The following is a 25,662-nucleotide window of genomic DNA, read 5'->3' on the forward strand; positions in this document are numbered from 1 at the left end:
CCATAAGACTTATATCATTCTTATACAACTTGTTCATTATAAGTAAGACTTAGAGAAATATTCGAAATAATGTGACAACCAGCATTCGAGAGATGGCTCATTATGTTAAATTCATCCGTAGGTGGGAATCGATCCATCTATAACGGATGAAAAGTAATAGATCGTAAGTTTCAAACGCAAACGACCTATCATTACCTGTAACTCTAATGCAATGAGCCTGATCTAATCATAAGATTTGAGAAAAATACCTGTAGTGACCTAATCCAGAATATGTTGCGATTTTAAGGTATCTAACACGACCTTTGCAGCCAAGGAGCACCTTTCTTTTTCCTGATAACAGATCCAGTCGATTTCTTCAATTTCTGCTGATGGCTTACATTCACCTTGAAAATCAGCTCGATAACAAGTTAACCTCACCAAAGTATCAGATGACTTCCCATCGGCCTGAGCAGTAAAAACATCCATATATTCAATGGTTTCTGGGATTATATCTATCGAAATTTCTTCCTTAATTTCTCGGATCAATGCAGATTCATCACTCTCCCCTTCTTCTCTTTTTCCACCAGGAAGATAAAACTTATCTTTCCCTTTAGAACGTGCCATCAGTACTCGATTATCTTTTATATATAACCAAGCTAACTTATCTATCTCATAATTCATAACCACTTCCTATAGAAAATCATATTCACCTCAACATAATTAAACCAATAAATATAAAGATTAAAATAAATCCCCCATTGTTCTGCTTATAAAAACACTCATTTTTCACAAATCAAAAACTTATTTAATTAATTGGTTTTATCATTTCAGCATTAATAAATATTTCATTCTTCAATAGGGGGACTTTCAAAAGATTCAGGCAAATCAGGCGTAGAAGTAAATTGGTTTGCTGCTGCTCTAAAAATAGTTTTTTTATTTTTCATCCAGTATTGATTCATAACATGAACAAGCTTAGGGTTATGTTCTTCTTCTTCTTCTAATGCCCGAGAAGTAATATGCTTCCATTCGAGATCCAAATCTAGCTCGCAATTCACATCAATTCGTTCTTGATATGCCTCGTTCAATGCTAAGAGTTTATTTGGCTTAGAGAAATTGCCCGTTGCAAACAAAACGCATTGCATTCCTATCCAGTAATGACGAATGATATTTGTTGTTTCACTATCTGGTAAATGTGTAGCAATCTTTTCCATTGCATACAGAGAGGTCACTAGATGCAACAGCAAGAAATCACCAGGTTTAGCTAAATAGATCAATGTAACAAGGTAACGTAATTGCTCCCAGCTCTTTGTCGCAGGCTGTGTTTCGATCCACTGAGGTAGACGATAAATTTCAGGATGCCCTTGCATCAATACCCTAGCAATCCGATTTTGTAATCCAGATCTTAGCAACTCAGGATGAATGCGACCAATCAAATCTGGATCATCACTGTTCATCAGTTGATCCTGCCACAATGTTAAATTGTCGCGCTCACCTGAATGCCAGAGATTAGCGAGTCTTAACAGGGAGCCCACCGCATCTTCATCATTAAGCTGAGGGTCAACTATTGCCCGTTCCGCATAACACGGTACATAAGAAAATGCCATATAAGCAAGACCTTCAACGATCATCCAGCGATGATTCACGTGCAATGCCCATCCTAGATGGATCGTTCCATGAGTTAAAGCGCCAGCCCACCCGCCAATCAGATATGGTACATACTCTTCAACAACCATATCAATGCCCTTTCGCTCCATCTCATTCGCGAAAAAATGACAGTAACCCCAAAAGCTGGTTCTCTTTCCTAAAAAATCTTTCCAGTTACTCTGGTTGATTTCATACTTGGCTTCTCTCGGCGCCTCTAACCCCATACCATAAGGAGTCATCTTTGCATAATTTTCGTAATAATCCTGTATTCGGCTAATAGGTACCCCCAAACCATCTAAGGCAATAACGGCATGCTTAACGTGGTTGGTGAGATGACCATTAAACTCAATGTCGTAAGCTTTATCATTTAGTAACTGGTTGACACTCATTGCAATTATCCTTCTTTTTTCCTGAATCCACTTTCTTACTGCTAAAATAAACACCCAGTAAGATAAGGAGTACACCGAACATTTTGTACACTCCCGAAACCATTCCCTGATTGATATAATCAACCAGTACAGCCGATATCATTTGCCCAGCAATAACGAAAATTGCTGCTTTCATTGCTCCTATCCTAGGGAAAACATAGCTACTAATCGCAACAAACAAGGCACCAAAAGCACCACCAGCATAAGCCCATACAGGCAAATTATTTAGTTCAGATATTTGCCAGCTCGATCCAAATGAAAACAATAAAACAAAAGTTAAAAAAATCAGTCCAACAATATGATTCCAAAGAGATGCACTAAACGAACCAAGTGAGACACTTAATTGGCCATTAATAGTTCTTGCTGTTCCAATAAATATTCCATTTAATACAGCTATGAGTAAAAACGTAATCATTAAATTAAGCTCCAAATAAAATCATCATGCTTCCTGCCATTACTAATGAGACTACATATATATCCCTTATGGTTATTTTTCTTTTCTTTGTATTGAACAGTCCAAAATGATCAGAAACGACCCCAAACATTATTTGCCCGACTAAACCTAAAGAAATAGTACTGGATAAAGAAACACCGCCATTAATTGCAACCGCAGCAAGTACAACAGTAAATGCTCCGGGGATACCGCCTAAATATAACCATAATGGTAGCTGTTTCTTTTCTTGATTACTTTTAATCGCTCTCTGCTTTGAAAACAGATGATATGTTAAAAACACGAGAATCAAAGCAGTAATAGCACCTACGCCGTGTGCAACCCAAGAGGCGAAAAGCGGAGAAGTATCCTTAGCTAAGAAGCTATTTGTCTGGATCATCAACGAAAGAAAACTGCCGCCAATCATAGCAAGGCAAATGTTTTTAATCATACTAACTGTTTTAAAATTGTCCTGACGCATGTGCCTACCTTTTACTTAAGTATCTTTCATGAAAGATACTTAAGTAATCCGAATATATCAAGTATCTTTTCAAAAAGATTTATTGCTAACATCCACGTATATTTCACACAAGGTAAGTTAGCCCTTATGCGGGGAGGTGCATAGGCTTTGAGCAGAAAAATAAAGAAATGAATTTGCTGTGGAACAGGCTAACCAGACCATCGCACAGTTAACCAAAGCTCTCAGGTTTATGTGGCAACCGAAATCCTAGCAATGGTACGAGATAGTCTGGCTGGTTGATCAGATAGTCGCGATTCCAGTCAAATTAAGGAATCCTGTGTGCGTAAACCGACATAAGATACAGACGGGACTGAACTTAGTTCTATTAATGACCTTCGTTATATAGAAGCCACTTACGTAGTAAGGCTGCCAAATACACTTGCTCATCTTCAGTTAAAGGCTCAAGAATATTCCTTTCATTTTCAACATGAGCTTCCAAAGCCCTATCAATCAGCTCAATACCAACATCCGTAAGCGCCACACTGCAACTACGTCTATCTTGTTCACTTGCAATCCTCGCAATCAGGCCCCGCTTCACCAATGCATCAAGCCGTGTGCTCATTGCACCAGATGACAACATAAGTGTTTGATATAGTTCGGTTGGTGTAAGTGCTTCCTGACAACGGCGTAATGTTGCAAGGATATCGAACTCAATTGCGCTAAGGTCATGTTTCTTAAATGCCTTTAGCAAGCGTTTATCAATGATCCTACTTGATCTACTTAATCTGCCAACTACCCCCATTGGTGAACAGTCAAGATCTGGGCGGCACTCCTTCCATTGTGCCAATAGCTTATCAACATGATCGTATTTCAACAGAATTCACCCTTCTTGTTAGTTTCTTTCTAGGAAGATACTTGAATAAAAGTTTTAATGCTAATTATTTAATCTTACCAACCATTAAAATAGAAATGTTTTGAAACAAAATCAGTGGCAACCATCACCTTTGGTAGCCAATCTTTTTATTATTTGTATCTACTTTAATACAATCTAGGAATATACCAGCCTTAAACGTGCAGAGCGGGTAAGCCCTCGCAATCCACCCTGCACGTGTACTATTAGGCTTTATACTGTTGATGTGCTACAGCTAATCGACCAGCCACTTCAGCTGTATTGATGAGCACTGCCATGTTCGCGATTGCTGAACGTCCGAAAGTTGCTTTCTCTATCGCTTTCATGATGTGTTTTGTTATCGCATTCCCTGTGACTTTTTCCTCTTTGGCCTGCTTGACGGCCTTCTGGACCACCGATTCGATTTCCTGACTATCAATTGCATCGTCCTCTTTTGTTGGAGTGGTAATAACAAAACCTTTCCCACCAGCCAATGCCCAATTCATTTCAATCGATCTTGCAATAGTATTCTCATCATCTATTCGCATTGGGCTCTTATAACCACTTGAACGACAATAAAATGCGGGGAAATCATCAGACTGATACGACACCAGTGGGACACTCTGAGTTTCTAAATATTCAAGTGTCAAACCGATATCAAGAATATTTTTCGCCCCAGCACATACCACAGCCACTTTTGAGCGAGTAAACTGAATTAAATCCGCAGAGATATCCATTGTTTCCTGAGCCCCCCTGTGTACGCCACCAATGCCTGCTGAGCAAAAAAATGAAATCCCAGCCAATTCAGCAGCAATCAGGGAAGATGCCACTGTTGTTGCCCCCATTTTTCCACTAGCCAAGATCATCGGTAAATCACGACTAGAAACTTTTGGTACATTAGAAGCCGAAGCAAAACATTCTATCTGCTCCCTATTCATGCCAATCAAAATAGTACCGCGATCGATACCAATTGTTGCGGGGACTGCCCCGCTCTTTCTAACAGCGTCTTCAACTGCCAGAGCTGTTTTTACATTATCGGGATAATCTAGCCCATGCGTGATCACATTCGATTCTAGCGCAACAACAGCTCTGCCTTCTTCTAGAGCTTGCTTAACTTCATCAGTAAACTTTAAAGGGATATTTTGCTGAATCATCATTTCAATTCCTTAAATGCCTTTTCGCTTTATTTAAAAGCAAAGGGCTAATTTTCGTGGTTATTACTCGTTAATATGTACTTCTAGCTCTGCAACGCCTTGGCCTTTCAGAACCTGATAGTGGTCAGCCTCAAGGTTAACTAGCTTTGGCGGTGCTTTTGAGAATGCAGACGCATTTTCAATAAAGGAGTAATTATCTTGCTGCGCTTTAAAAATGGTTACTGGTGCATTAACTTTACGACCAACTAACTCTTCAAAGGTATAGCTAAAGTTGTAAGAAACCTGAACAATTCGAGTAATACGCCTAATTAAGTCTTCTTGTAACATCGGGAATCGCTGACACATAAATTTGACAAAGCTGCTTTCGTCATTGCACTGAGTCAAACAGCTTTTCAACAATGCACCATCAATAGTATGCGCAAACACTGAAAAAAGAATGGTGACGAATATCGGGTTAGAGAATGATGCTTCATCTTGGTTCAATTGTTCTAGATCGCAGTGTGTCTGCGGCGATCCAGGTGCAATTAAATTCAAGGCTTCTACCGTGTCCCCCATTTGTTCTAGCTGGTAGGCCGTTTCAAAAGCAACCCGAGCACCAAACGAATACCCCCAAAGAGTGTACGGCCCTTCTGGTTGTGCTGCTTTAATTAGCTCGATATCTGATTTTGCCATTTCCTGCACATTTGGTAACGGCACCTCTCCCTCGTTAATACCCAGAGCCTGCACACCAAAGAACTGACGTCCCGGTACAACCTGATTGGCAAGGAGCTTAAGATTCATAGGATAGCCACCAAGACCAGGCCAGCAAAATACCGGTCTTAGTTGCGAATTATTCATCTCGATCAAACGAGAAACCGGTTGGGCTTGCTCATCCTGACTATCTATCCACTTAGCAAGCTGTTTGATTGTTGGTGATTTAAATAGAACTTGAAGTGGTACTTTTATCTCAAAAGTCTGATTGATTCGGTTAATCATTGCTACTGCCGTCAATGAATTACCACCACATTCGAAAAAATCATCTTCGGCAGAAGCTGTATCCCATTTCATAATACGGCACCAAATTACTCCCAGTTGTTTTTCGGTGTCTGTTTCCAATGGCACAAACTTTTTCTCAGAGCCGCAATTAGCAACTACATCAAGAAGCTTCAGAGCTTGATAATCCACCTTACCGTTTGCTGTTTGTGGTAATTTATCGACAATGACAACTTTATTAGGAATCATGTATTGTGGTAGCTGACTCATTAGATCATCTTTAATAATCTCTGTCGGGCCACGCATATGAACAGTGTCTTCTTTCATTCCAGTGCTAAAATACTGTTCTTCGCTGATCCCGCCACCAATACAGAAATAGAACGCTTTCAGCTCCAGTCCTTGGGCATTTAAAATTTGTCGCATCCTGACTGCAGAAGGTAAGTCATTACCTGTTTTAGAGCTGTATCCTGAGGACATCATACCCAGAAAAAGAGGGTTACTTTGAATCTTATGAAGGGTCCTGCCTAAACTGATGTAGTGAATAGCTGGCTCCCGGGAGTTTTCAACAATCGAGATACCAAAGCTTGCCCTATCGTACACCTCCTGATTAATTGCAATAACATCTCGCTTCATAACCAATTGTTTGCTTAGATATTCAAAGCCTTGATCCACAAACCTGTAAAGTCCTTCAGCCATGCCGAGCACCCGGTTACTATAGACTTGGACATAAAGCTCAGGCAGTTCAATCTCTGGCACAGAATCACTAGAGCAAATGTCAAATGTGCCTAGATTGTAATCATGCTGTTTTCCATCGTACCAACTCGGTAACTGTTCACTCAGATGATGGCGGCCAATGGACAGTCCTAAATTAGGTAGAAGTTCGTCAAATAAACCAAGAATATGGCCTGTTTCCATCTCCAGAACTTCTAATATATTGTTTTTATAAACCGGCTCGATGGCGTCACGCTTACCAATGAAGTGCAGCTTTAAAATAGGCGTTTCACTTTGAGCTAATGGTGTGATGTGTATTAGGCTATGTTCTACTGGGTGATAATAATAAATCCCAGCAGGCCAACCAAATAAGCCGTTCAATTCAAAATACATCTGCGCGGCATATAATGCCCCAGGCGAAGCATATGCATATTTAGGAAGCAGGCGCTCATCACTGATGTATTGTCCAAAATGGCGTAGTAGCTCACCAAACTGTAACTCTGTAAGCTGGGCAATATCAGAAGATAAGGGGGTATGCTGTTCAAGTGTTAAAAGCTTGCGTAACTCTTCTTTTGTCACCGGCTGCTGTCGTTCAAAAAAGCGATACGTTTTTCTTCCAAATGCTTTTTCTTTTTGGCTTTCAGTTGGCTCTTTTCCTCTCAACTCGATCCTTAACTTGCCCGTACACTCTTCAGGTTGGCGGCATCCAGCGTTTGATAACTGCGCCTTTACCTGATGTTTATTGGCTTTGGATTGGTGATGTGACCCATGATTTCCCTGATCCATTAAGGCAGCTTTTGTGTTGTCAAGCTCGACACATGAAATCAAATTCTGACTACCTGTTCGGGCGTCATTACTAATCACCATCGCCGCATTTTTTATCCAGGAGTGTTTTTCAATTGCATGACGAATTTCATCTAACTCAACGCGATACCCACGTAATTTAACCTGGTTATCGGCACGCCCAGCAAAATGTACATTGCCTTCTCCATCACATCTCGCCAAATCCCCGGTACGGTATAGTCTTACATGCTCAGGATCACCTGAAATATGGTTTGGGACAAATTTATCTTTTGTTAAGTCTGATCGGTGTAAGTATCCTTTTGCTACTTGAGGTCCTGAAATATAAAGCTCACCAATTTCACCAACTAAAGCTGGTTGACCATCATTACGAAGAATATGGTATTGAGTCTGGGCAACAGGCTTACCGATAGAAATAGCACTTGGGTAGTTATCTAGCTCTTTTGAACAGACTCTGAAATACGATGAGTTAATCGTGCACTCTGTAGGACCGTACAGGTTAATCAGCTCTGACTCTGGTAGCACTCCGTAAAACTCTGCTGATAGCTGTCGGGTTAACGTTTCTCCCCCACTAAAAACTTGTTTTAATCTCTTGCAGTCAATAAATGATGGGTGGTCAACTAATGCTTGCAGTAAAGTAGGAACACATTGCAATACCGATATGTCATAGTTCAGCAAAGCCTCAACCATTACATCGGGATCCCGGTAGCACCCCACCGGCCCAACGAATAAGTGGCCACCAAAAACAGGGGCAAGGATTTCCCATTGAGCCGCATCAAAACTCATTGGGGTTTTCTGCAGGATCCGCGTATGCTCGCCAAACGAAAAACGTTGCTTCAGAAACGCCATTTGATGAACAATATTCTGGTGTTGGATCATTACACCTTTTGGTTTTCCAGTGCTACCGGATGTATAAATAACATACGCAAGATGCTCGGGTGTGATCTTGGAATGGACAGTGTTAACTAAACCAGTGGTTCTATCAGAAAATGAATTAGGTATATCTTTACATGCGATAACACTCACATGCTCAGGTACCAGAGCTTCTAGCTGAGCTTTCAGGTGCTCCTGAGTATAAATTACACGAACTTTTGAGTCTTGAATCATGTATCGAATACGTTCACTTGGATAATCAGGCGCCAAAGGAAGATAAGCATTGCCTGATGCTAAAACCCCCCATGCACCACATACCAAATCGATAGAAGGTTCACAGTAAAGGCCGATACAGTTCTCATTTGAGGCTTGTATATCTGCCAGATACTGACCTGTTTTCATAACCTTCAGATAAAAGTCTAAATAGCTAAGCGATCCATTGCAGTCCGTTACCGCAACTTTATCTGGGCTCTGCCTTACTTGTTCACAAAACAAATCAAGTAAAGTTGCATTACCACACTCCCCCTCTAGCCCAAATTCAGACGGCTCAAAAGCTACATTAATCATTTGTTAAATTTCCATTTACTCACATGCAAAATAGTTCTCATATAAACTACTTGCATATGATATTTTGTCAAGTATCTTTTTGGAAAGATACATAAACAAAAGAAACATACACCTCCTTAAAACACAAATATTGAAGCTTTTTCTTGATAGTTTTAAGCTAGGATGTGGACAGGGACATGTAGGCTACTCATGCTATCGTCGCTATGGTAAGTAATTAAAATGATGGTTCATTAACAAAAAGCCAATGCCGGAGAATTGTATTGATTTTATCTTGCTCTTCTTCTGTGAATGGCTCCAATAAGAGCTTCTCAGCGGCTAAACATTGTTCTACCATTTGATCTATCAGAACTAAGCCCTCTGAAGTGATCTTCACTTTGCAGCTTCGACGATCCCTTTGGCTTGCGACACGCTCAATCCAGCCCCTTTTGACTAAACGTTCAATGCGAGTACTCATCACCCCTGAAGAGACAAATAGCGTTTGGTACATTTCAGTCGGGGTAAGGCTATGGTTGCTAAACCTTAACACCACCAAAATATCAAATTCAGTTGAATTCAAACCATGTGACTCAAAAATCGTTTGCCGTTGCAGGCTTATAAAGCGATTTACCCTACTTAATCGCCCAATAACTCCCATAGGGGAACAATCAATATCTGGACATTGGCGCTGCCATTGCTTAATCAATCGATCAACGTGGTCTTGTTTCATTTTGCCTCCTGAAAATTTACTTTTCCAAAAAGATACTTGAAAGAAAGCTTAAAGAATAGTACCTTCCTACAAAATATCTCTCTAGGGAGATATTTTGTGACGTTAAACCTGTATATCTTCATTGATGAATTCAATATTTAACGCATATTCAATCGACAAAAAGGAAATTATCCATGAATGAATTTCAAAATGTTGTTGTTCTGCCTAAAACAGCATATCTTTCATACCTGCATACAAAGATCCGGGAAAAAAATGCTTCTCAGCAAACATTCAAAACCTACAGTGACCAGGTAATTCGTCAATTGCTTATCCACGCATCTGAGTTTATACAATTCAATGATAAGGAGGTTGAAACCCCTATCGGAGATATTTATAAAGGGTATGATTTGCAAACAGGTATATGTGGGGTTTCTGTCATCAGAGCCGGTGAAAGCATGGAGCCTGAATACAATAATATGTTTCCTGGAAGCCCAGTAGGTAAAATTCTAATCCAGCGCGATAAAGTGTCGAAACTCCCAAGCTATTATTATTCACATTTTCCAGCAGATATCGCGAAACGCTCAGTTTTCCTGTTTGAGCCAATGTTAGCTACCGGAGGCTCATTGATAAAAGCAATCGAAACTTTACTCGAGCGTAACGTTTCTGAGCAGCAAATAATTGTTGTGAATTTCCTTGCTTCACCAGAAGGGTTAGATCGTGTAATCACTCAGTTCCCGAAATTGAAAATCGTAACTTCTTCTATTGAAAAAGGAATGAATGAACATGCTTACATGACACCAGGGATTGGTGACTTTGGTGACCGTTACTTTGGAACCTATTCAAAGTAACGCCATATAATAAAAAATACTTTGCAGGGAATAATTCTTAACTAAAGCTCCCAATAACATTTAATATTGCCATCAACAAAGGAATTACTATGCCACACGTATCAATCAAACATTTTCCAGTTTCCGTTTCTGAAAAACAGAAAGAAATACTTGTAAACAAGATTAATCAAGTCATAACAGAGACTCTTGGATGTGATGAGGGTGCTATTTCCATTTCTCTTGAGGCTGTGCAGCCAGACAACTGGCAACAAGAAGTATATCTACCTGAAATAGACACAAAGTCAAAATTTTTGATAAAAGCACCTAACTACTAATTTAATAAACGCAACTATAAAGCAAAATTTTATCCTATATATTATTCATTTAAAGGAAGAGTCATGAATACATTAAAGTCGGTCATTATGTTTGATTTAGACGGTACTTTATTTGACACTGAGCGTGCGATTGTTGAAGCATTCAATGCGGCATTTTCATCACTCAATTATCCGCACCTACCAAACCCTACGGATATTAAAGCAACAATTGGCATGCCATTAGAAGTTGCCTTTTCAACCCTCGCCGGACAACCGAAAAATTCAAGCGCCGTTACAGAGCTATGCCAAGAGTATCAGCAACAATTTAAAATAACGTTACTTCCAAAAGCAGAAAGCCTCCTGTTCCCTGGCGTTATCTCAGGCTTAACAATGCTAAAACAGCAGAACTATTCCCTGTCAGTCACAACCAACAAATTTGCCAACAGTGCTAACGCTTTGCTTGAGGCTGCTGGTATCGCAAAGTTTTTCGATATTGTCGTATGTGCAGATGAAGTCACGGCTAAAAAGCCGGCTCCAGAGTCAGGGGAGAAAATTCTAAACTACTACGGTGCGACACCTGCTGATGCGCTGATGGTTGGAGACACAACCCACGATATTCTTATGGCCAACAACCTTGGCAGCGATGCCATTGCAGTTAACTATGGTATTCACTCAGAGCATGAGCTTCGCACCGCTTCCCCAAAATGGATAGTTTCAAACTTTGATGATGTTGTTAAAACAGCAATTAAACACTTTGGATTTAAACTCTAATCTCAATAAGAGATACCATAAACCAACTTAACCCTAGCCCACAATATACACCTAGGAATTAAATCTGGTTCAGTGTTCAAGTTTACAACCAGATAAAATCAATCACAAAGAAGCCAACTATGGGTTAATGTCCGTGTTGGTTTTGCCATTGCGATCCATGTGTCACACGGCCGTGACTTAAAAGCACCTTATCGTTAGAAGGAAATTCTCTCTGTGGATTTACATATTGTATGCACAAAGCACCCCTATGAAATAGATCACTGCTTAAATGCCTATGAATGTGAGCGTCTTAATCGATTTCAGTTTGAAAAAGAACAGGTGGAATACTCTTTTGCCCATAATTTTAAACGACATGTTCTAAGTAATATTTACCCTAAACAAGAAAAAAACAAATGGGCGTTTTTTTCAAATTCAAATGGTAAACCATTTGTAAAAGAGCCATTATCATTTAATTTGAGCCATAGTCATGGTGCAGTTGCCATTGCCGTGCTCTTGGGGGAAAGTCAACTCAACATAGGCGTCGATATTGAATGCTATGAAAAAGTTGACAATGTTTGGGAGCTTGCAGATATGGTATTGCACCCTGAAGAGCAGCATTATTTATCAAAGGAACCTAATATAAATAAAAGCTTCTATAAGATATGGACCGCCAAAGAGTCTTTGCTCAAAGCTGATGGATGCGGTATTAACAATAGATTAAATACAATAAACTGTGCAGAAAGTTTAGATAATATAAAGTATAAACAGCACTGGCAAGGAAACGGCTATTGGTTGCAAACTGTTTGTCTCGGCTGGGGAGCTTTAAGCATCTCATGGCATGTCAGCATACCTGTTGATACTCTTATTCTTAAAGAGCTAATCGTAAATTCTTTTGCTCAAACAGACAAAACACTAACTAGAGTGCATCTAAAGAATTGATCTGTGGCGTAACCCAAAACTAAAAGGAATGAGCCTCCATTAAATATAATGTCACTCATTTGAGCAATCTGCTTGTTTCTCAACGACTTTGCCTCAACAGTAACCACCTGCCATGCCGGATGAAACATAAAATATAAAATATATATTTCGACTATTTTATTAGCTAAATTTGTGCCTAATCAGGCCTAAACATTCCCCGAATACAAAAATGAGGGTGTGAAGCTATTGCCCACACCCTCATTTCTACATTTCTACCTTAACGGTAGTTCAGCAATATTTCTGCTCTGAATCCGCCTAGAGCAACAAGAATAAAAATGTAGAAATCAGCACCCCAGCACCAAGCATCATTGGATAAGCCATTCTGCTTATATCTTTGTCGTCTTCGTTACTAACTTGCTCTTGCTGCGTAGCTTGCTTTGAATCGGCTAATTCTGACTCTTCAGCGCCAAACATTCTCATGACTTCTGCCGGGCTCTTTGCTTGTAACAGCTGCTCACGGAAATCGTCATCAACTAGTGAAGATGTCAGGGTAGTCAGCACTTCCATGTGAGTCGACCCCGCTTGTGCTGGCGGGATAGCCAATAGAAAAATCATATTAACGGGCTCATCACCATCAAGCCCCTGCCACATAAGCTCACCTTTGACGAAAGCACAGGCAAATACCGGCTCAATCACAGCATCGGATTTGCCGTGAGGTACCGCCAGATATTCACCCAGCGCCGTTGGCCCCTCTTCTTCTCGTTTCAGTACAGCATCGAGGAAGCGTTGCTTGTCGGTGAGCTTGCCTGTCAGCTCCAACTTGTCTGTCAAAGCATTGATGGCTGCTAGGCGATCATCGAACACAGCATCAAGCAAAATAAGGTTTTCTGAAGTCAGTTGTGCAAGTTTCATAGTTCTTTCCTATTGCTGTGTCAGCCAAACAAATTGATAAGGTTGCAGCATAAAGCCAGCTTCCAGCGGTTGCTGAGAAACTAAATCAAAGCCCGATAGTGAATTCGTCGCTTGTGGTTGTGATGACAAGTTTACAGCCAAACATACCGCATCTGATCCTTCACCACGTACCAGCCCAAATAAGCCATCGCCAAGATCTAAAACGTGTTGGGGCGATGTTGGTGAGAACGCTTTCTGTTGCTGACGCAGCGTAAGCAAGCGAATCATCTCACCGTACACTTGTTGACGAAGGCTACCTTCTAACGCTAATTCAGTTTCAAGGGTATCAATATCAAATTTTTCACGGTTAATACGACGGTTGATCCCTGACGATTCCATGCCCGCAATATCATTTTCACTACCAAGGAAGCTGTGATAGTAAATTGCCGGCACACCAATAAACGACAACAAGATAGACTGCGCTGCTAAGAACTTCTGCGCTTTAAGCGCGGAGGCATCCTCTGGCTCAGTAATGGCGCTGAGGTAGTTAATATTCAGCTCATAAGGTGATTGCGTACCGTCACCATTGTTCTTGAAATTAACTCGCCCCCCCTTACGTTCGACATGCTGGCACATCATCATGCGATCTTCGTCAGTCAAAATGCCTTCTGTCGGACGTACGCCAATACCGTCATGACTCGCCAAGAAATTAAAATAGGTTGTCTTGCGCCCAGCAGCCAATGAAGCCATCGCTTCTTCCGTTAGCCCTTTCGCCCACTTGGTTAACACACTGCTGTTTTCACTCAGAAATGCGTGTAATGTCAGTGGCGGTAATGGGAACTGATACACCATATGTGCTTCATCGCCATTGCCGAAATATGAGATATTCTCTTTATGCGGCACATTGGTTTCGGTGATCACTAACGTGCCCGGCATGACATCATCAAGAATAATACGCCACAACTTAATGATTTCATGAGCTTCAGGTAAGTGAATACAATTAGTATTGAGTACCTTCCAGATAAAACCGATAGCATCCAAGCGAATTGAACGTCCGCCATTGGCAGCGTACATCAATAGGATATCAATGCTCTCAAGCAGTACTTGTGGGCTCTTGAAGTTGATATCAATTTGGTCGTCAGAGAACGTAGTCCAAACATGGGAAACATCTCCTGACGCCTTGGTAAATGGTGTAAGCAGTGGTAACGCACGCGGACGAGTGACACTTGAATAGTCTACTGTTGGATCTGACTCAACAAAATAGTCCTGATATGCTTCATCACCCGCAAGAAAACGCTGGAACCAGTCACTGCTCTTCGAGATATGATTGATCACGCAGTCGTACATCAAATTGAAATTATCAGCAAGGTCGTTTAGTTCCCCCCACTCCCCTAGGTTAGGGTCAACTTTACGGTAATCCACCACACTGAAACCATCATCCGACGTATAAGGGAACATCGGTAGAATATGAATATTGCTGATCGCCCCTTTCAGGTATTTATCGGCAAAGTGCTTCATGGTTTTCAGTGTAACTTCACCTTCCTGCTGAAAGCTATCACCGTAAGTGATCAGGTAGGTACTGCTCTCGTCTACCCACTGAGGGTATTGCGGTGCTTTACCACGCCACTTTTCGATCAGCGCTAAAATATCTTCAGTGATCAATTGTGCTTGTTCATCACCATATAGAAGCGCAACTTTTTGATAAATTTTTTCGTTCATCATGCTTATTTTCCAGACCAACTTAAATTTTGAACGTCAAACGAAGATCGATAGTGTTATTTGGCTGTACCGCCCAGTCACCGTCTTGCACTTGCTCGCGATAATTCACTCGCTCGACTGCAGCAAAGTGTGCGAACGGCGTAATATCAAGCTGTTGCTCACACTCAGTCGCATTAAACACACGAACAATCACCGCATTCTCTTTATAAAAAGAATGACCAATACTCGATAACTCTAATGCTTGGTCGATATCAAATAAGCTGTAATGCTTCTTACTATCACGCTGCTCGAAACATACTTGAAAGCGCTCTAAACGGTTTTCAAAACTGTTCAGACTCTGTTTCTGGTAACTGAATGGCGTATCTAGGTATTCACGTTCTAATTTGCGTACCGTGGCATGATCAGCATCAGTGGTCAGTGCCAACGAAAAGCTAAATACCATCGACTGCTGTAGCTGTGCATCTGGTGTGTACACCACGGTGTTGTTGATGCCAGAAGCGCGCCCCGGACGCCATAACAGATCGTCTTTACCCAAGCGGCCTGTGGCTTTGAACAAAGTCAGGGCAATTTTATCGCTATGTTCACCCTTTAGGATCTGAAACTCTTTCAGGCCTCGACCATTAATTACCATTGCCTTAGCATGAGAGTGGGCCTTATCCTGCTCGGCAATGGCAACCGCACCATCAGTCGTTTCAATATCAATAGGGCACTCGCGGTATGTCTCGCGCCAACCTTCAATGCTTGGTGCAACTGGGCGAGTCATTAGGGCGAATGGTTGAGTACTGATTGACTGGTCGGTTTGTAGATCAGAGTTGATCAACACACGTACACGGTGATCAGCAACTTGGTTAACAGTTTCTATCTCTACCTGTAATTGTCGGTTACCCGATAGCAATGTCAGTGTGATATCGAAACTTGCCTCGGCATTTTGCTCGCACTCAGCACGGGCTTGCAGATCAGCAGGGACGGCCAATACCGCGCGAACTGTCATCGATTGCTGAAGTTCACCAACTTCTGTGGTTAGCCAACTCAGCTCACCACTCAAGATTGGCGTATCCCCTTCCAATGGCGAGAAGTCGTAAGAATCACCATCGTCGGCTTGTTCTTCAAATGACAATAATTGAGAAATGACTCGGCCAGAATGCTTATCTTCCAATTGAAGCTGACCTTCAACCAAGTTCAACGTCAGCATCGAGTTTTCAATTGTGCTCTGCTCGCCTGCAGACATTTGCGAAGCCGCATTGCATTCCTGCAACTGGAATACTTGATAGCCCATCGCTGGTAATGGTTCGACTTCGACATTCAGCTCAAAACGGTAGTATGGTGGAACAGCAACTTCTTTCTCACCATCTTTAGTCACTTCAATCACCTTACCGCCATCTAAGGTTTCACGTTGGATCACCTCAGATTTCAACACGGTTTGACCGTCCGATAACGCCACTCGCTCGTATTTAGAGAATGCCACAACGTTAACCAAGCCACTGTATGGCTTAATCTGACCATTGAAGATCATTACCTCGTTATCATCACAGGTATTGGTGGCGATCTCTTTCACCACTAGGTTATACAAGCCGTGGCAAATTTCTTCAGCCTGTTTAAGACGATGCATAATATCGGCGTTGGTGGCATCGCTGTTACAGCCCCCCATGCTATCGTGGGCATGGCATTCCAACATTTTCTTCCAAGCAATATCCACCAGCTCGGTATGTACAGTCATACCTTGTGCCTTGGCAATCGCAATCACCACCTCCAACTTTTTCATCAGGAACTGCTCGATTTCGAAATTCAGTTTCTTGATGTCATAGCGAACCGAGCCAATGGTTTTGTGAATACGGGTATAGCGCGGTGCCTTAAATTCACCACGATAAGTCTCGAAGTCAGCACTGTTAGCGCGCAGGAAGTCAACAAAGCTTTCCATCGACGAAATCGCATAAACATCGCCCTGTGGCGAACGCTCCGTCGCAGCAGCAAGTGTCGCAGGTAGATTAGGATCGATATTAACCTGATCACCACCCGATGGGATAAGCACTTCATCTAACCCAGATAACGATTTAATTTTCTCGATCATCGGGAAGATTTTCTTATCCAGATGTTCAGGCTCCGGCACAATATTCTTCGCAGCACCATAGCCGTGAACTAGATTGTAAGCGTAGATCTGATCACCACCGGCAGACTGCCAGAAGAAGTGGGATTTCTCGACTTGATCGTCATAGTCAATCCCACGCCAAAACACGATATTGTCGATACCCATACCCTTAAACAGGGTCGGCATTTGCGCGTTATGACCGAAAGTATCCGGCAGGTAACCCACCTTCATGCTGTAGCCTAACTCTTCGGCAATGTGCATGCCGTATTTCAAGTTACGGATGATCGACTCACCAGCTACGTTGTAAGTATCGGTTTGGGTGTACCAAGGGCCAATATACAATTTTTTATCGGTAACCAACTTAGCCAAGCGTTCACGCATGTGCGGAAGCACTTTTAAGTAATCTTCAACAATGGATGATTGGCCATCGAGATGGTAGCAACTGTAGCTCGACTGATTTTCCAGTGTCTCAATCACCTTCGTGAAGTTGTAGGTTGCTAAGACATCACTGTCTTGTTGAGTGAAGTACCACTCGCGATCCCAGTGGGTGTGGGGAATAACATGAACTTTAGCCATGGGGAAGCTCTCAATCTTTATTTCATTGGGAGGGCGGCAGGCGCCGCCCGAGTGGAATTAAGCGTTAACTGGTTGTTTGACTGGTTTAGTACATACCAGCAGTGCGACAGCAATAAATGCCGAACCCGCGATAACCGAGATGGTGTAGCTCACTGGATCTGATGATAGGAACCAACCCCATACAGCCGGAAGAGGTAGACTCTGCCAAACGTCCAGTACTACAGCTAATTGGGTGCCGATGATTGACCCGAGGATCATAATAGGGATCATCTTCGGATTCTTAAGGATGAACGGAATAGCACCTTCGGAAATACCAATCAAACCAAGCATTAAAGATGTTTTACCTACTGTGCGCTCTTCGCTTGAAAACACAGGTTTGCGGAATTTACCATCAAGGAGTGCAGCCAAGCCGACACCGATTGGCGGGATAACAATACCCAGTTCACGGGCTACCAAATCGAACCCTTCACCCATACCATTCAGGCCAAGGGCAACCGAACCTGCCGCTTTGTTAATTGGACCACCCAAGTCAAAGGCCGTACCAGCAGCAATAACCATTGAATACACACCACGACCAGCGTCACCTGCTTGAGTGAACAGCTCAATCATTGCAATGTTCAACGCACCAAAGAACGGGTTAATGGCATATTCCATGGTCAGTACCATGACCACACCCGTGACCGCAGGCACCAATAACATGGTTTTGAGCGTTGTTAACTCCGTCTTCACTTTAATTGTGTCGTTAAGATAACGGACTAGATAACCGACAAGGAAACCAATCGCAATCGCGCCAAAGAAACCAGACGGTGCCCACCCTTCAAGATCGAAAAAGCGTTTATACACTTCATCACTCATGATGCCACCAATAAAGGCTGGGATCAGTGCGGGTTTACCTGCTATCGAGTACGCCAAGTATGCAGCGAAGATCGGATACATGAACTTGATTGTCATGAAACCAAGTCTGTCGAGGGTTTCCATTGGCGTACCGGAAATATCGATGAACTCACCGGTAATTTTGGCCACTGCCATTAATAAACCGCCAAGGACAACCACTGGCAGCATGTAGCTGATACCTGTCATGATATGGCCGATAGCTACTTGATACGCTGAACGTTTTTCTTCAACCATTTCAACAGCATCAGACTTTTCTTTACCACGAGAGAAAACCGTTGGCAGCAGCTCATCCACCCGTTTAATCAACTCTTGAGTCCGAATTTTTAGCGGGTTGGTATTATCGAAGCGTTCCATGTCCATGATCGGCACGTCAACCGCCAATACCACACCGTCAGCGGTGGCAATATCATGGGCAGTCAATTTGTTCTTAACCCCATCACTACCTTGGGTTTCAACCTTGACGTCATATCCCTGCTTTTCGGCCCAGCTCTGAATTTTCTTCGCCGCCATAAAGGTATGTGCAATGCCGGTAGGACAAGCGGTCACTGCAACGAGCTTTTTCTTACTCATGGTTGTTCACCGTTATAATTATCAACTGCGGCCAGTATATTAAGCAGCCATTAATCTCTACACTGTTTCGTAGTACAACTCACGTATGACGGTACTTTTGTGATGGTTATCAAGGAAAAATTTAATAATTTCACGCCTAATATGACGAATTCATTACTGATTTAAGTGTATGCGATGAACACCTTTAAAGGCATCGAACGTATGATCTATGAGTATCTGATCAGCCACGCTCGTGATCTCGGCACCATCTCGGCGAAAACCATAGCAAACAAGGCATTAACAACCACAACGTCAGTCAACCGTGTCTGCAAAAAAATGGGCTATGCCAGCTATACCGAACTGAGGTACCGGCTATTCGATGACCTGCAAAAACAAACGGCTGACATCACATCCAATGATGCACAGCATCAGCAAATCAGTCGTATCGCACATACCTTGAATAGCTCTCCAGTGGTTTATTTGTACTCACGTGGGGCGTCGATTGTTAGCGTAACTTACCTATCACGCTTTCTTTCGCTGGCTAATATTCCCCATTTGGTGATCACCGATATCCACCAGCTTACGCGCGCAGAGCAAGGTACCGTTCTACTTGTGAGCAAATCAGGGGAAACCCAAGCGGTGATCGACATGGCTCATAACGCCAAACGTAAAGGGCTAAAAGTGGTTGCGATAAGCCATAAAGGCTCGACACTTGATCAAACCTCGCATTTAAATATCGGGCTTAAAGAACAGGTTGATGGTATTTCACCTTACCGCCGAGAGTCACAAATACGAATACTCGAAATTGTCGATCATCTTGGTAAAGAGCTAMTGGATTTTTAAAACCAAAATAAAAGAGCCTCAACGAGGCTCTTTTATTTTCTGTAATGAAACAGAAGTAACTACTCACTCTATCGCTTATACCGAAAGGGGGAGTTCGGTAAAAACGCTCAGTTAATTCAAATATTTAGTCGTACCGGTACTCAATTAAACGCACGTACCGCTTTACCAATACCGGTATAACTGTAATTCGCACAACTTTCAGGAATCATCGCAGACTCACCCGTTTTTAGCGTCAAGGTTGTGTCAGCGGTTTCCAGTTTTATCTCACCTTGAAGGCACATCACAATTTCAGCACTGCGTACATATTCGGTGTACGCTTGAGCGGATAAATTCAGTACTTCAAAACGAAAATCATCAACAGGTACAAGGTAGCGCTGTTTGTGCCCCTGAACCTGCGGCTTTAAACGTAAGAACGAGTAAGGAATTGGCTCAAAACGGGTATTTTTCAGCAATTCTTCCACATCGATATGTTTCGGGGTTAAGCCCGCACGCAGCACATTGTCTGAGCTTGCCATGATTTCAATGCCTGTACCTTTAATATAGGCGTGAGGTGTTTCAGCATCTAAATACATCGCTTCACCAGCCTCGAGTTCAATCACATTTAGCATTAGCGGTGAAAATAAACCAACATCGGATGGATAATCTTTTGCAAACTCAATAATTAACTCAAACGCTTCGCGGGCATTATTGCTAACCCCTTTAGACTCGATACCGGCCATCAGTTGCGAAATAGCCAAATCTTTCTCGTTGCCAGATAAAGAAATGACACGGCGGAAAAAAATACCGAGCTGGATCGGAGTTGAATAAGCCTTTAGTTCCTCAACATCCTGCTTTAAGACACCACAGTCTGCCTGCTCAAACAGTTCAACCATTTCGCTAATTACACGAAATCCGTTCATTGCTTTATAGTTGGTCAAGGCATACACCATCTCTGGCTTATGGTTTGGATCTTTATAATTACGCTCTGGTGCATCTAGCGGAATTCCGGCTTCATTTTCTCGAATAAAGCCCTGCATCGCTTTTGTTTTTTCAGGGTGAACTTGAATGGATAATGGCTTGTCTGCCGAGAGTACTTTCATCAAAAATGGTAAATCGCCATACTTATCTTGAGTATAACGTCCGAGAACTCGCTCTGGTGCTTGTTCAATATAATCAGATAATAACTGGCTTTCTTCGTTTTTAACTATGCGGGAACAACCATTTGGGTGTGCGCCCATCCATAGCTCTGCTTGCGGTTGATTATCTGGGTTGTTAATCCCAAATAAAGCATTCATCGCCGTTTTGCTACCCCACACATAATTTTGAATAACATTACCAAGTTTAAACATAATCTTCTTACTCTTTATTTTATCTTTATCAACACGAACCGTGAAAACCTGCCGAGCGGATGCTCGTCAGAAACACGAAATAAATTCACGTAAAGTTGGTATGCCTCGTAAAGACAAGAGTGAGAACTTAGAATCGAACTCGTAACGTTTTGCCTGACACCGATTCAATTGGCTAAACGGACATTTACTCTGTTCTCGTTCAGGATTGCCATTACATACAATGGCCTTTCGTCCAGAAAAATCTCACCACATTCAATTTCAAGGCGCTATATAAGGTCTAGCGGCAGTTATCGACAAGGTAATCAGTACACTAACATTCGTCTCACACCATTCATTTGTATTGTCGTTGTATTAGCCATTTTGTATTGTTGTTCTGTGTACTATCTTGTTTTTCTATTTATTAATCACGAACAACAATGTCAGGGTAAGATCTCGTATCATAAAGCTTACTTTGCAGGTCGAGCTTTTCATCTAATGCATAAAGACAGTCTCTCAGCCCTAAGGTGTCGTTTACCAAGACTTCAACGACTTATGGCAAGTACTGCAACCCTCTGCGCTGTTGATCTATAGATGTTCAAGTACCCTACGCCACGTTAATACAAATATAATACGTATTTTACGCAATCTAACCGTGATAAAGATCACGTAAGCATTAATATATGTATTAATGTTGTATTACCTGATTTTAGACTTTGTATGTGACAACTTTCAAGAGGGCTGAATTAAAGGTAAAATATAGCCATGCTTGTACCATTTAATGCGGCAACAAATGAGCCAAAGGGTACTAACGATAAGTAAGGGTGAGGCAACATGCCTTACCGAAGGAGATGTACGTGGCACGCCTTCCGATGTATCGTCAGATTGCTGACGCAATAAGGGAAAAAATCAAGACTGGTGATTACAAATCAGGAGAGGCTTTACCAACCGAGGCACAACTGCGAGAAGAGTTCTCAGTCAGCCGAGTAACGGTTCGCCAAGCATTGAAGTTATTAGTCGAGCAGGATGTATTAAATAGTATTCAAGGTAGTGGGACTTATGTAAAAGAAAACAAAGCCAACTACGATATGTACCAGTACACCAGCTTCTATGAAAAACTGAGCCTCCTGAATGTTGAAACCCGCAGTGACATTTTAGCGTTTGAGATCAAACCAGCTTCAATCACCATTGCCGAAGCATTGGAAATTGCTGACAACGAACGTGTCTTCTATGTGAAGCGGATCAGGTATATCGACGATAACCCAGCGACGCTCGAAGAAACTTGGATGCCACTCTCATTGTTCCCTGATTTAACTTATGAAGTTATGCAGGGCTCGAAATATGAGTATGTTGAAGGCCAGAAGAAAATGGTGATCGACCGTAGTGAACAGGAAATCATCCCAGTTCTACCTCCTGAAGAAGTCGTAGAACAACTCGGGATCGCAGCGGATCAGCCTATCATCAAGAAGATCACTAAAGGCTACCTAAACGACGGAACAGTGTTCGAGTTCAGCCGTAACTACTTCAAATCATCAGACTATAAGTTCACTTTAGTCGCGAAGCGCTCGCAGCATTTTTAATCCAACCCTTGTTATACAAACTGGCAGTTAGTTCACTGCCAGTATTTTGCTCTTTATCAACCACTATTCAGCCTATTACCAATACAATAGTGCTATTAATCGCAATACCGTGAGCATGCAATGACTGAATTCGAGAAGATGTGCAGTGGCCAGCCATTCAATGGGCTAGATCCTGAAATTTGCCAAATCCGTAAAAAAGCTGATGTACTCAAGCACAAAATAAACAACAGCATGGGCGAGCCTGTTATTGACCACTACCGAGAGCTATTCGGCACATTTGGCGAAAATAGTTGGATCACTCCGCCATTCTTATGTGAATTTGGCAAAACGATCCATATCGGTAAAGATACATTCCTTAATATGGGTGTAACCATGTTGGATAACACCGAAATTCACATTGGCAACAACGTACTTATTGGTCCAAATACCCAGCTATATACGGCTTCACATTCGCTCGATCACCTTAGCCGCCGCCGATGGGAAACCTACAGTAAACCTATCGTGATTGAAGACGATGTATGGATTGGCGGACAAGTGGTTATTTGCCAAGGTGTGACTGTCGGTGCCCGTTCTGTTATTGCCGCAAATTCTACGGTAACCAAAGATGTGCCACCTGATTGTCTGGTCGCGGGTTCCCCAGCAAAGGTTGTGAAAGTGATAGCCTCCGAACAAGAAGAGCAATAAAAAGCTTAATGCTACAACCTTGTCCTCATTTATTTCCTATAGTTAAGACATTCGTTTTTTCTAGGAAGTTCAAATGGCGACAGGGTTGTTCCTTTTTCAAAATGATCTTCGGCTTAATGATAACCCTGCCTTGTCTCTGGCAGCAGCTGAAGTTGATCGATTAATTTGTGTATTTTGTATGCCCAACGGTCGCGTTAATAATTACCCTTATTCGATTTCACAATATGGCAAGCACCGGTTTCAATTTCTACTTCAATCACTTGATGATTTATCACATAAACTTGAACAGCATAATCAACAATTATTGGTTCTCTTAGAGCACCCTTTAAATATCTTACCAGAGCTGATAACTCGCTATAATATTTCTTCAATTTACTCAAGTGAACATGTCGGTACGTACGAGCAGCGTAATTGGCTCACCTTGAAAGGTCGCTACCCGTATATCAGCTTTAAACAGGCCTCAACTCACACCCTTTTTGATCAAACAGAACTCCCTTTTACGCTTGATTCTTTACCAGCCTCTTTTTCAACCTTTCGTCGTCTTATCGAAAACCAACCAATTGAGTCAGCGCTTGATAAAGTTCAAAAACTACCGCCTCCTCCCCCTTCATTTAGGGCATATGATGTAATTTCGCCAATGCTCAATACAATAAATCAATCGGCTTTCCAAGGTGGCGAAACTGCTGGACTAAAACAACTCCAAGCCTTTTTCTTAACGCAGAAACCAAGCTTTTATAAAGAGACACGTAACGCACTTGATTCCTGGGAAAGTTCAGTAAAGTGCTCCCCCTGGCTAGCACTTGGCTGTTTGTCTGCAAAACAAATTATACAAGCGCTAGAACAGTATCAACAGCAAGCTACAGAGCCGACAAGTTCCTCCGATTGGATTAAACACGATCTACTCTGGCGAGAATATTTCCAGTGGTATGCGCATAAATATGGCTGCCAACTCTTCCAGTTTAAGGGAATCAACGAAAGTGCCCCCCACACTGCATTCTACCCTGAACGTTTTAAGCGTTGGTGTGAGGGCAATACCCCCTACCCATTGGTAAATGCATTAATGAACCAACTGAAACATACTGGTTATATGCCTAATTGCGGGCGTGAAATTGTAGCTAGCTGCCTCACCAATGAATTGAGCCTCGATTGGCGTTATGGCGCGAGCTACTTCGAAGAACACCTAATTGATTATGACATTGCGATAAACTGGGGGGGCTGGCAATATTTTGCAGGTGTGAGCACTAACGCCCAATCACCACCTCATTATGATATTGAACAGCAATCTTCGCTATATGATCCGAATGGTATTTTTATTAAAAAATGGAAAGGCGATAAACATGATGGTGGTTTAGATTCTGTGGATGCTGCAGATTGGCCCATTTGGTAAATATTTTTTATATTTACCAAAATAGGCATTTATAGCAACGAAATAACGTCACCAGTTACAAGTAATAGCTTCTAAATACTATTAGTAATAATTAAATATTAAGTTTTCCATCAATCTCATATGTAACAAAATAATTTAAAACAACAGAGGCATGTACTGTAATTAGTACATATCAGCATCAAATCCACCATTACTGCCTAATTAATACTACATTGCAGTATTTACCCATCAGCACCCTTTTGCATGCAACAGAATGAACAATGAAAACATGGAGAGAGATCACACTTTTTGCATTTATATCCACGCATAATATGCGCCATACGACACGGTGAGATAGAAAGGAAGCTCATATGAATTGCTGTAAAGAAAAAAACTACCAACGAATAAAGCGTCGTGGCTTGAGTAAAATCTTTTACTCGTCGATCTATCGCTGTAGTAACTGCAGACAAAAAGTAAAATTACGCCCTTAAATTTATAACGTTTTATAAACTACCTTAAAGATAAAACCAATCTATCAAACGGATTTTAAATACATAATTCATGTATTATACACTAGTAGGAGTTGTACTAGATATGGATAAAAAAACTTCAAACTCAACGCAGGTGGCACATCTAATTAAATTAAAACCAACCGATAAAGTTGTTCTTTATCGCTTTCCTTTATTTGTTAGTCGTTTAAATAACAAACAATGATATAAAAACTCTAGTTATAAAATTAATCCTATTATGCTCTTATTATTAATAGAG

The 25,662-nt window shown here is 41.7% G+C and carries 21 protein-coding genes; 8 read left to right on the forward strand and 13 right to left on the reverse strand.

Features of this window, described 5'->3' with window-relative positions; all coding sequences use genetic code 11:
- Window positions 1-258: 258 nt before the first annotated feature.
- The 8 genes from L4D09_RS25505 to L4D09_RS25545 form a co-directional block, all read right to left on the reverse strand.
- Window positions 259-660 carry an NUDIX hydrolase gene (locus tag L4D09_RS25505; protein ID WP_428460362.1) on the reverse strand — a complete coding sequence of 134 codons (402 nt, stop codon included), beginning with the start codon at window positions 658-660 and terminating at the stop codon, window positions 259-261.
- Between the two features lie 164 nt (window positions 661-824).
- The gene (locus tag L4D09_RS25510; RefSeq protein WP_428460363.1) at window positions 825-2,012 is read right to left on the reverse strand and encodes a questin oxidase family protein; all 1,188 of its coding nucleotides are present in this window, start codon (window positions 2,010-2,012) and stop codon (window positions 825-827) included.
- Entirely contained in the window at window positions 1,987-2,466 is a 480-nt protein-coding gene (locus L4D09_RS25515; RefSeq protein WP_428460364.1) for a DMT family transporter, read from the reverse strand. The genes L4D09_RS25510 and L4D09_RS25515 overlap by 26 nt, the downstream gene beginning before the upstream one ends.
- A 4-nt stretch (window positions 2,467-2,470) precedes the next feature.
- The gene (locus L4D09_RS25520; RefSeq protein WP_428460365.1) at window positions 2,471-2,962 is read right to left on the reverse strand and encodes a DMT family transporter; all 492 of its coding nucleotides are present in this window, start codon (window positions 2,960-2,962) and stop codon (window positions 2,471-2,473) included.
- Between the two features lie 364 nt (window positions 2,963-3,326).
- On the reverse strand, window positions 3,327-3,815 hold the full coding sequence (locus tag L4D09_RS25525) for a MarR family winged helix-turn-helix transcriptional regulator (protein ID WP_428460366.1): 489 nt from the start codon (window positions 3,813-3,815) through the stop codon (window positions 3,327-3,329).
- A gap of 242 nt (window positions 3,816-4,057) precedes the next feature.
- Window positions 4,058-4,987 (reverse strand): pseudouridine-5'-phosphate glycosidase, encoded by a 930-nt coding sequence (locus L4D09_RS25530; protein ID WP_428460367.1) that lies wholly within the window; start codon window positions 4,985-4,987, stop codon window positions 4,058-4,060.
- A 60-nt stretch (window positions 4,988-5,047) separates the two neighbouring features.
- Entirely contained in the window at window positions 5,048-8,908 is a 3,861-nt protein-coding gene (locus tag L4D09_RS28900; protein WP_489686003.1) for an amino acid adenylation domain-containing protein, read from the reverse strand.
- A 214-nt stretch (window positions 8,909-9,122) separates the two neighbouring features.
- A complete protein-coding gene (locus tag L4D09_RS25545) occupies window positions 9,123-9,614 on the reverse strand; it encodes a MarR family winged helix-turn-helix transcriptional regulator (protein WP_428460368.1) in 492 nt (163 codons plus the stop codon).
- Window positions 9,615-9,787: 173 nt separating this feature from the next.
- Here L4D09_RS25545 and upp point away from each other — a divergent pair, with 173 nt between their 5' ends.
- From upp to L4D09_RS25565, 4 genes are all read left to right on the forward strand, one after another.
- On the forward strand, window positions 9,788-10,441 hold the full coding sequence (gene upp, locus L4D09_RS25550; RefSeq protein WP_428460369.1) for a uracil phosphoribosyltransferase: 654 nt from the start codon (window positions 9,788-9,790) through the stop codon (window positions 10,439-10,441).
- Between the two features lie 89 nt (window positions 10,442-10,530).
- On the forward strand, window positions 10,531-10,755 hold the full coding sequence (gene pptA / locus L4D09_RS25555; protein ID WP_428460370.1) for a tautomerase PptA: 225 nt from the start codon (window positions 10,531-10,533) through the stop codon (window positions 10,753-10,755).
- A gap of 63 nt (window positions 10,756-10,818) precedes the next feature.
- Window positions 10,819-11,505 carry an HAD family hydrolase gene (locus L4D09_RS25560; RefSeq protein WP_428460371.1) on the forward strand — a complete coding sequence of 229 codons (687 nt, stop codon included), beginning with the start codon at window positions 10,819-10,821 and terminating at the stop codon, window positions 11,503-11,505.
- A gap of 213 nt (window positions 11,506-11,718) precedes the next feature.
- Window positions 11,719-12,423, forward strand: a complete 705-nt coding sequence (locus tag L4D09_RS25565) for a 4'-phosphopantetheinyl transferase family protein (RefSeq protein WP_428460372.1) — start codon at window positions 11,719-11,721, stop codon at window positions 12,421-12,423.
- 294 nt (window positions 12,424-12,717) lie between these two features.
- On the opposite strand, the gene L4D09_RS25570 is transcribed toward L4D09_RS25565, so the two are convergent.
- The 4 genes from L4D09_RS25570 to L4D09_RS25585 are packed head-to-tail and all read right to left on the reverse strand — an operon-like array spanning window position 12,718 to window position 19,138.
- Window positions 12,718-13,314 carry a fructose PTS transporter subunit IIA gene (locus L4D09_RS25570; RefSeq protein ID WP_428460373.1) on the reverse strand — a complete coding sequence of 199 codons (597 nt, stop codon included), beginning with the start codon at window positions 13,312-13,314 and terminating at the stop codon, window positions 12,718-12,720.
- A 9-nt stretch (window positions 13,315-13,323) separates the two neighbouring features.
- The gene (locus tag L4D09_RS25575; protein WP_428460374.1) at window positions 13,324-15,015 is read right to left on the reverse strand and encodes a sugar phosphorylase; all 1,692 of its coding nucleotides are present in this window, start codon (window positions 15,013-15,015) and stop codon (window positions 13,324-13,326) included.
- 19 nt (window positions 15,016-15,034) lie between these two features.
- Window positions 15,035-17,674: a glycoside hydrolase family 38 N-terminal domain-containing protein gene (locus L4D09_RS25580; protein ID WP_428460375.1), complete on the reverse strand. Its 2,640-nt coding sequence runs from the start codon at window positions 17,672-17,674 to the stop codon at window positions 15,035-15,037.
- Window positions 17,675-17,731: 57 nt separating this feature from the next.
- Window positions 17,732-19,138: a PTS fructose transporter subunit IIC gene (locus L4D09_RS25585; RefSeq protein WP_428460376.1), complete on the reverse strand. Its 1,407-nt coding sequence runs from the start codon at window positions 19,136-19,138 to the stop codon at window positions 17,732-17,734.
- 174 nt (window positions 19,139-19,312) lie between these two features.
- Here L4D09_RS25585 and L4D09_RS25590 point away from each other — a divergent pair, with 174 nt between their 5' ends.
- A complete protein-coding gene (locus tag L4D09_RS25590; RefSeq protein WP_428460377.1) occupies window positions 19,313-19,960 on the forward strand; it encodes a MurR/RpiR family transcriptional regulator in 648 nt (215 codons plus the stop codon).
- 140 nt (window positions 19,961-20,100) lie between these two features.
- On the opposite strand, the gene manA is transcribed toward L4D09_RS25590, so the two are convergent.
- On the reverse strand, window positions 20,101-21,288 hold the full coding sequence (manA, locus tag L4D09_RS25595; RefSeq protein WP_428460378.1) for a mannose-6-phosphate isomerase, class I: 1,188 nt from the start codon (window positions 21,286-21,288) through the stop codon (window positions 20,101-20,103).
- Between the two features lie 833 nt (window positions 21,289-22,121).
- Here manA and L4D09_RS25600 point away from each other — a divergent pair.
- From L4D09_RS25600 to L4D09_RS25610, 3 genes are all read left to right on the forward strand, one after another.
- Entirely contained in the window at window positions 22,122-22,844 is a 723-nt protein-coding gene (locus L4D09_RS25600) for a GntR family transcriptional regulator (RefSeq protein ID WP_428460379.1), read from the forward strand.
- A gap of 120 nt (window positions 22,845-22,964) precedes the next feature.
- A complete protein-coding gene (locus tag L4D09_RS25605; RefSeq protein WP_428460380.1) occupies window positions 22,965-23,528 on the forward strand; it encodes a sugar O-acetyltransferase in 564 nt (187 codons plus the stop codon).
- 73 nt (window positions 23,529-23,601) lie between these two features.
- Window positions 23,602-24,915: a DASH family cryptochrome gene (locus L4D09_RS25610; RefSeq protein WP_428460381.1), complete on the forward strand. Its 1,314-nt coding sequence runs from the start codon at window positions 23,602-23,604 to the stop codon at window positions 24,913-24,915.
- Window positions 24,916-25,662: the final 747 nt, after the last annotated feature.

The sequence above is a fragment of the Photobacterium makurazakiensis genome (genome assembly GCF_050336715.1).
In the GTDB taxonomy this organism is placed as follows: Bacteria; Pseudomonadota; Gammaproteobacteria; order Enterobacterales; family Vibrionaceae; genus Photobacterium; species Photobacterium makurazakiensis.

Excerpts from the sequence above, each read along its gene's own strand:
- L4D09_RS25505 (WP_428460362.1), bottom strand. The coding sequence starts at position 660 with ATGAATTATGAGATAGATAAGTTAGCTTGGTTATATATAAAAGATAAT.
- L4D09_RS25510 (WP_428460363.1), bottom strand. The coding sequence starts at position 2,012 with ATGAGTGTCAACCAGTTACTAAATGATAAAGCTTACGACATTGAGTTT.
- L4D09_RS25515 (WP_428460364.1), bottom strand. The coding sequence starts at position 2,466 with ATGATTACGTTTTTACTCATAGCTGTATTAAATGGAATATTTATTGGA.
- L4D09_RS25520 (WP_428460365.1), bottom strand. The coding sequence starts at position 2,962 with ATGCGTCAGGACAATTTTAAAACAGTTAGTATGATTAAAAACATTTGC.
- L4D09_RS25530 (WP_428460367.1), bottom strand. The coding sequence starts at position 4,987 with ATGATGATTCAGCAAAATATCCCTTTAAAGTTTACTGATGAAGTTAAG.
- L4D09_RS28900 (WP_489686003.1), bottom strand. The coding sequence starts at position 8,908 with ATGATTAATGTAGCTTTTGAGCCGTCTGAATTTGGGCTAGAGGGGGAG.
- L4D09_RS25545 (WP_428460368.1), bottom strand. The coding sequence starts at position 9,614 with ATGAAACAAGACCACGTTGATCGATTGATTAAGCAATGGCAGCGCCAA.
- upp (WP_428460369.1), top strand. The coding sequence starts at position 9,788 with ATGAATGAATTTCAAAATGTTGTTGTTCTGCCTAAAACAGCATATCTT.
- pptA (WP_428460370.1), top strand. The coding sequence starts at position 10,531 with ATGCCACACGTATCAATCAAACATTTTCCAGTTTCCGTTTCTGAAAAA.
- L4D09_RS25560 (WP_428460371.1), top strand. The coding sequence starts at position 10,819 with ATGAATACATTAAAGTCGGTCATTATGTTTGATTTAGACGGTACTTTA.
- L4D09_RS25570 (WP_428460373.1), bottom strand. The coding sequence starts at position 13,314 with ATGAAACTTGCACAACTGACTTCAGAAAACCTTATTTTGCTTGATGCT.
- L4D09_RS25575 (WP_428460374.1), bottom strand. The coding sequence starts at position 15,015 with ATGATGAACGAAAAAATTTATCAAAAAGTTGCGCTTCTATATGGTGAT.
- L4D09_RS25580 (WP_428460375.1), bottom strand. The coding sequence starts at position 17,674 with ATGGCTAAAGTTCATGTTATTCCCCACACCCACTGGGATCGCGAGTGG.
- L4D09_RS25585 (WP_428460376.1), bottom strand. The coding sequence starts at position 19,138 with ATGAGTAAGAAAAAGCTCGTTGCAGTGACCGCTTGTCCTACCGGCATT.
- manA (WP_428460378.1), bottom strand. The coding sequence starts at position 21,288 with ATGTTTAAACTTGGTAATGTTATTCAAAATTATGTGTGGGGTAGCAAA.
- L4D09_RS25605 (WP_428460380.1), top strand. The coding sequence starts at position 22,965 with ATGACTGAATTCGAGAAGATGTGCAGTGGCCAGCCATTCAATGGGCTA.
- L4D09_RS25610 (WP_428460381.1), top strand. The coding sequence starts at position 23,602 with ATGGCGACAGGGTTGTTCCTTTTTCAAAATGATCTTCGGCTTAATGAT.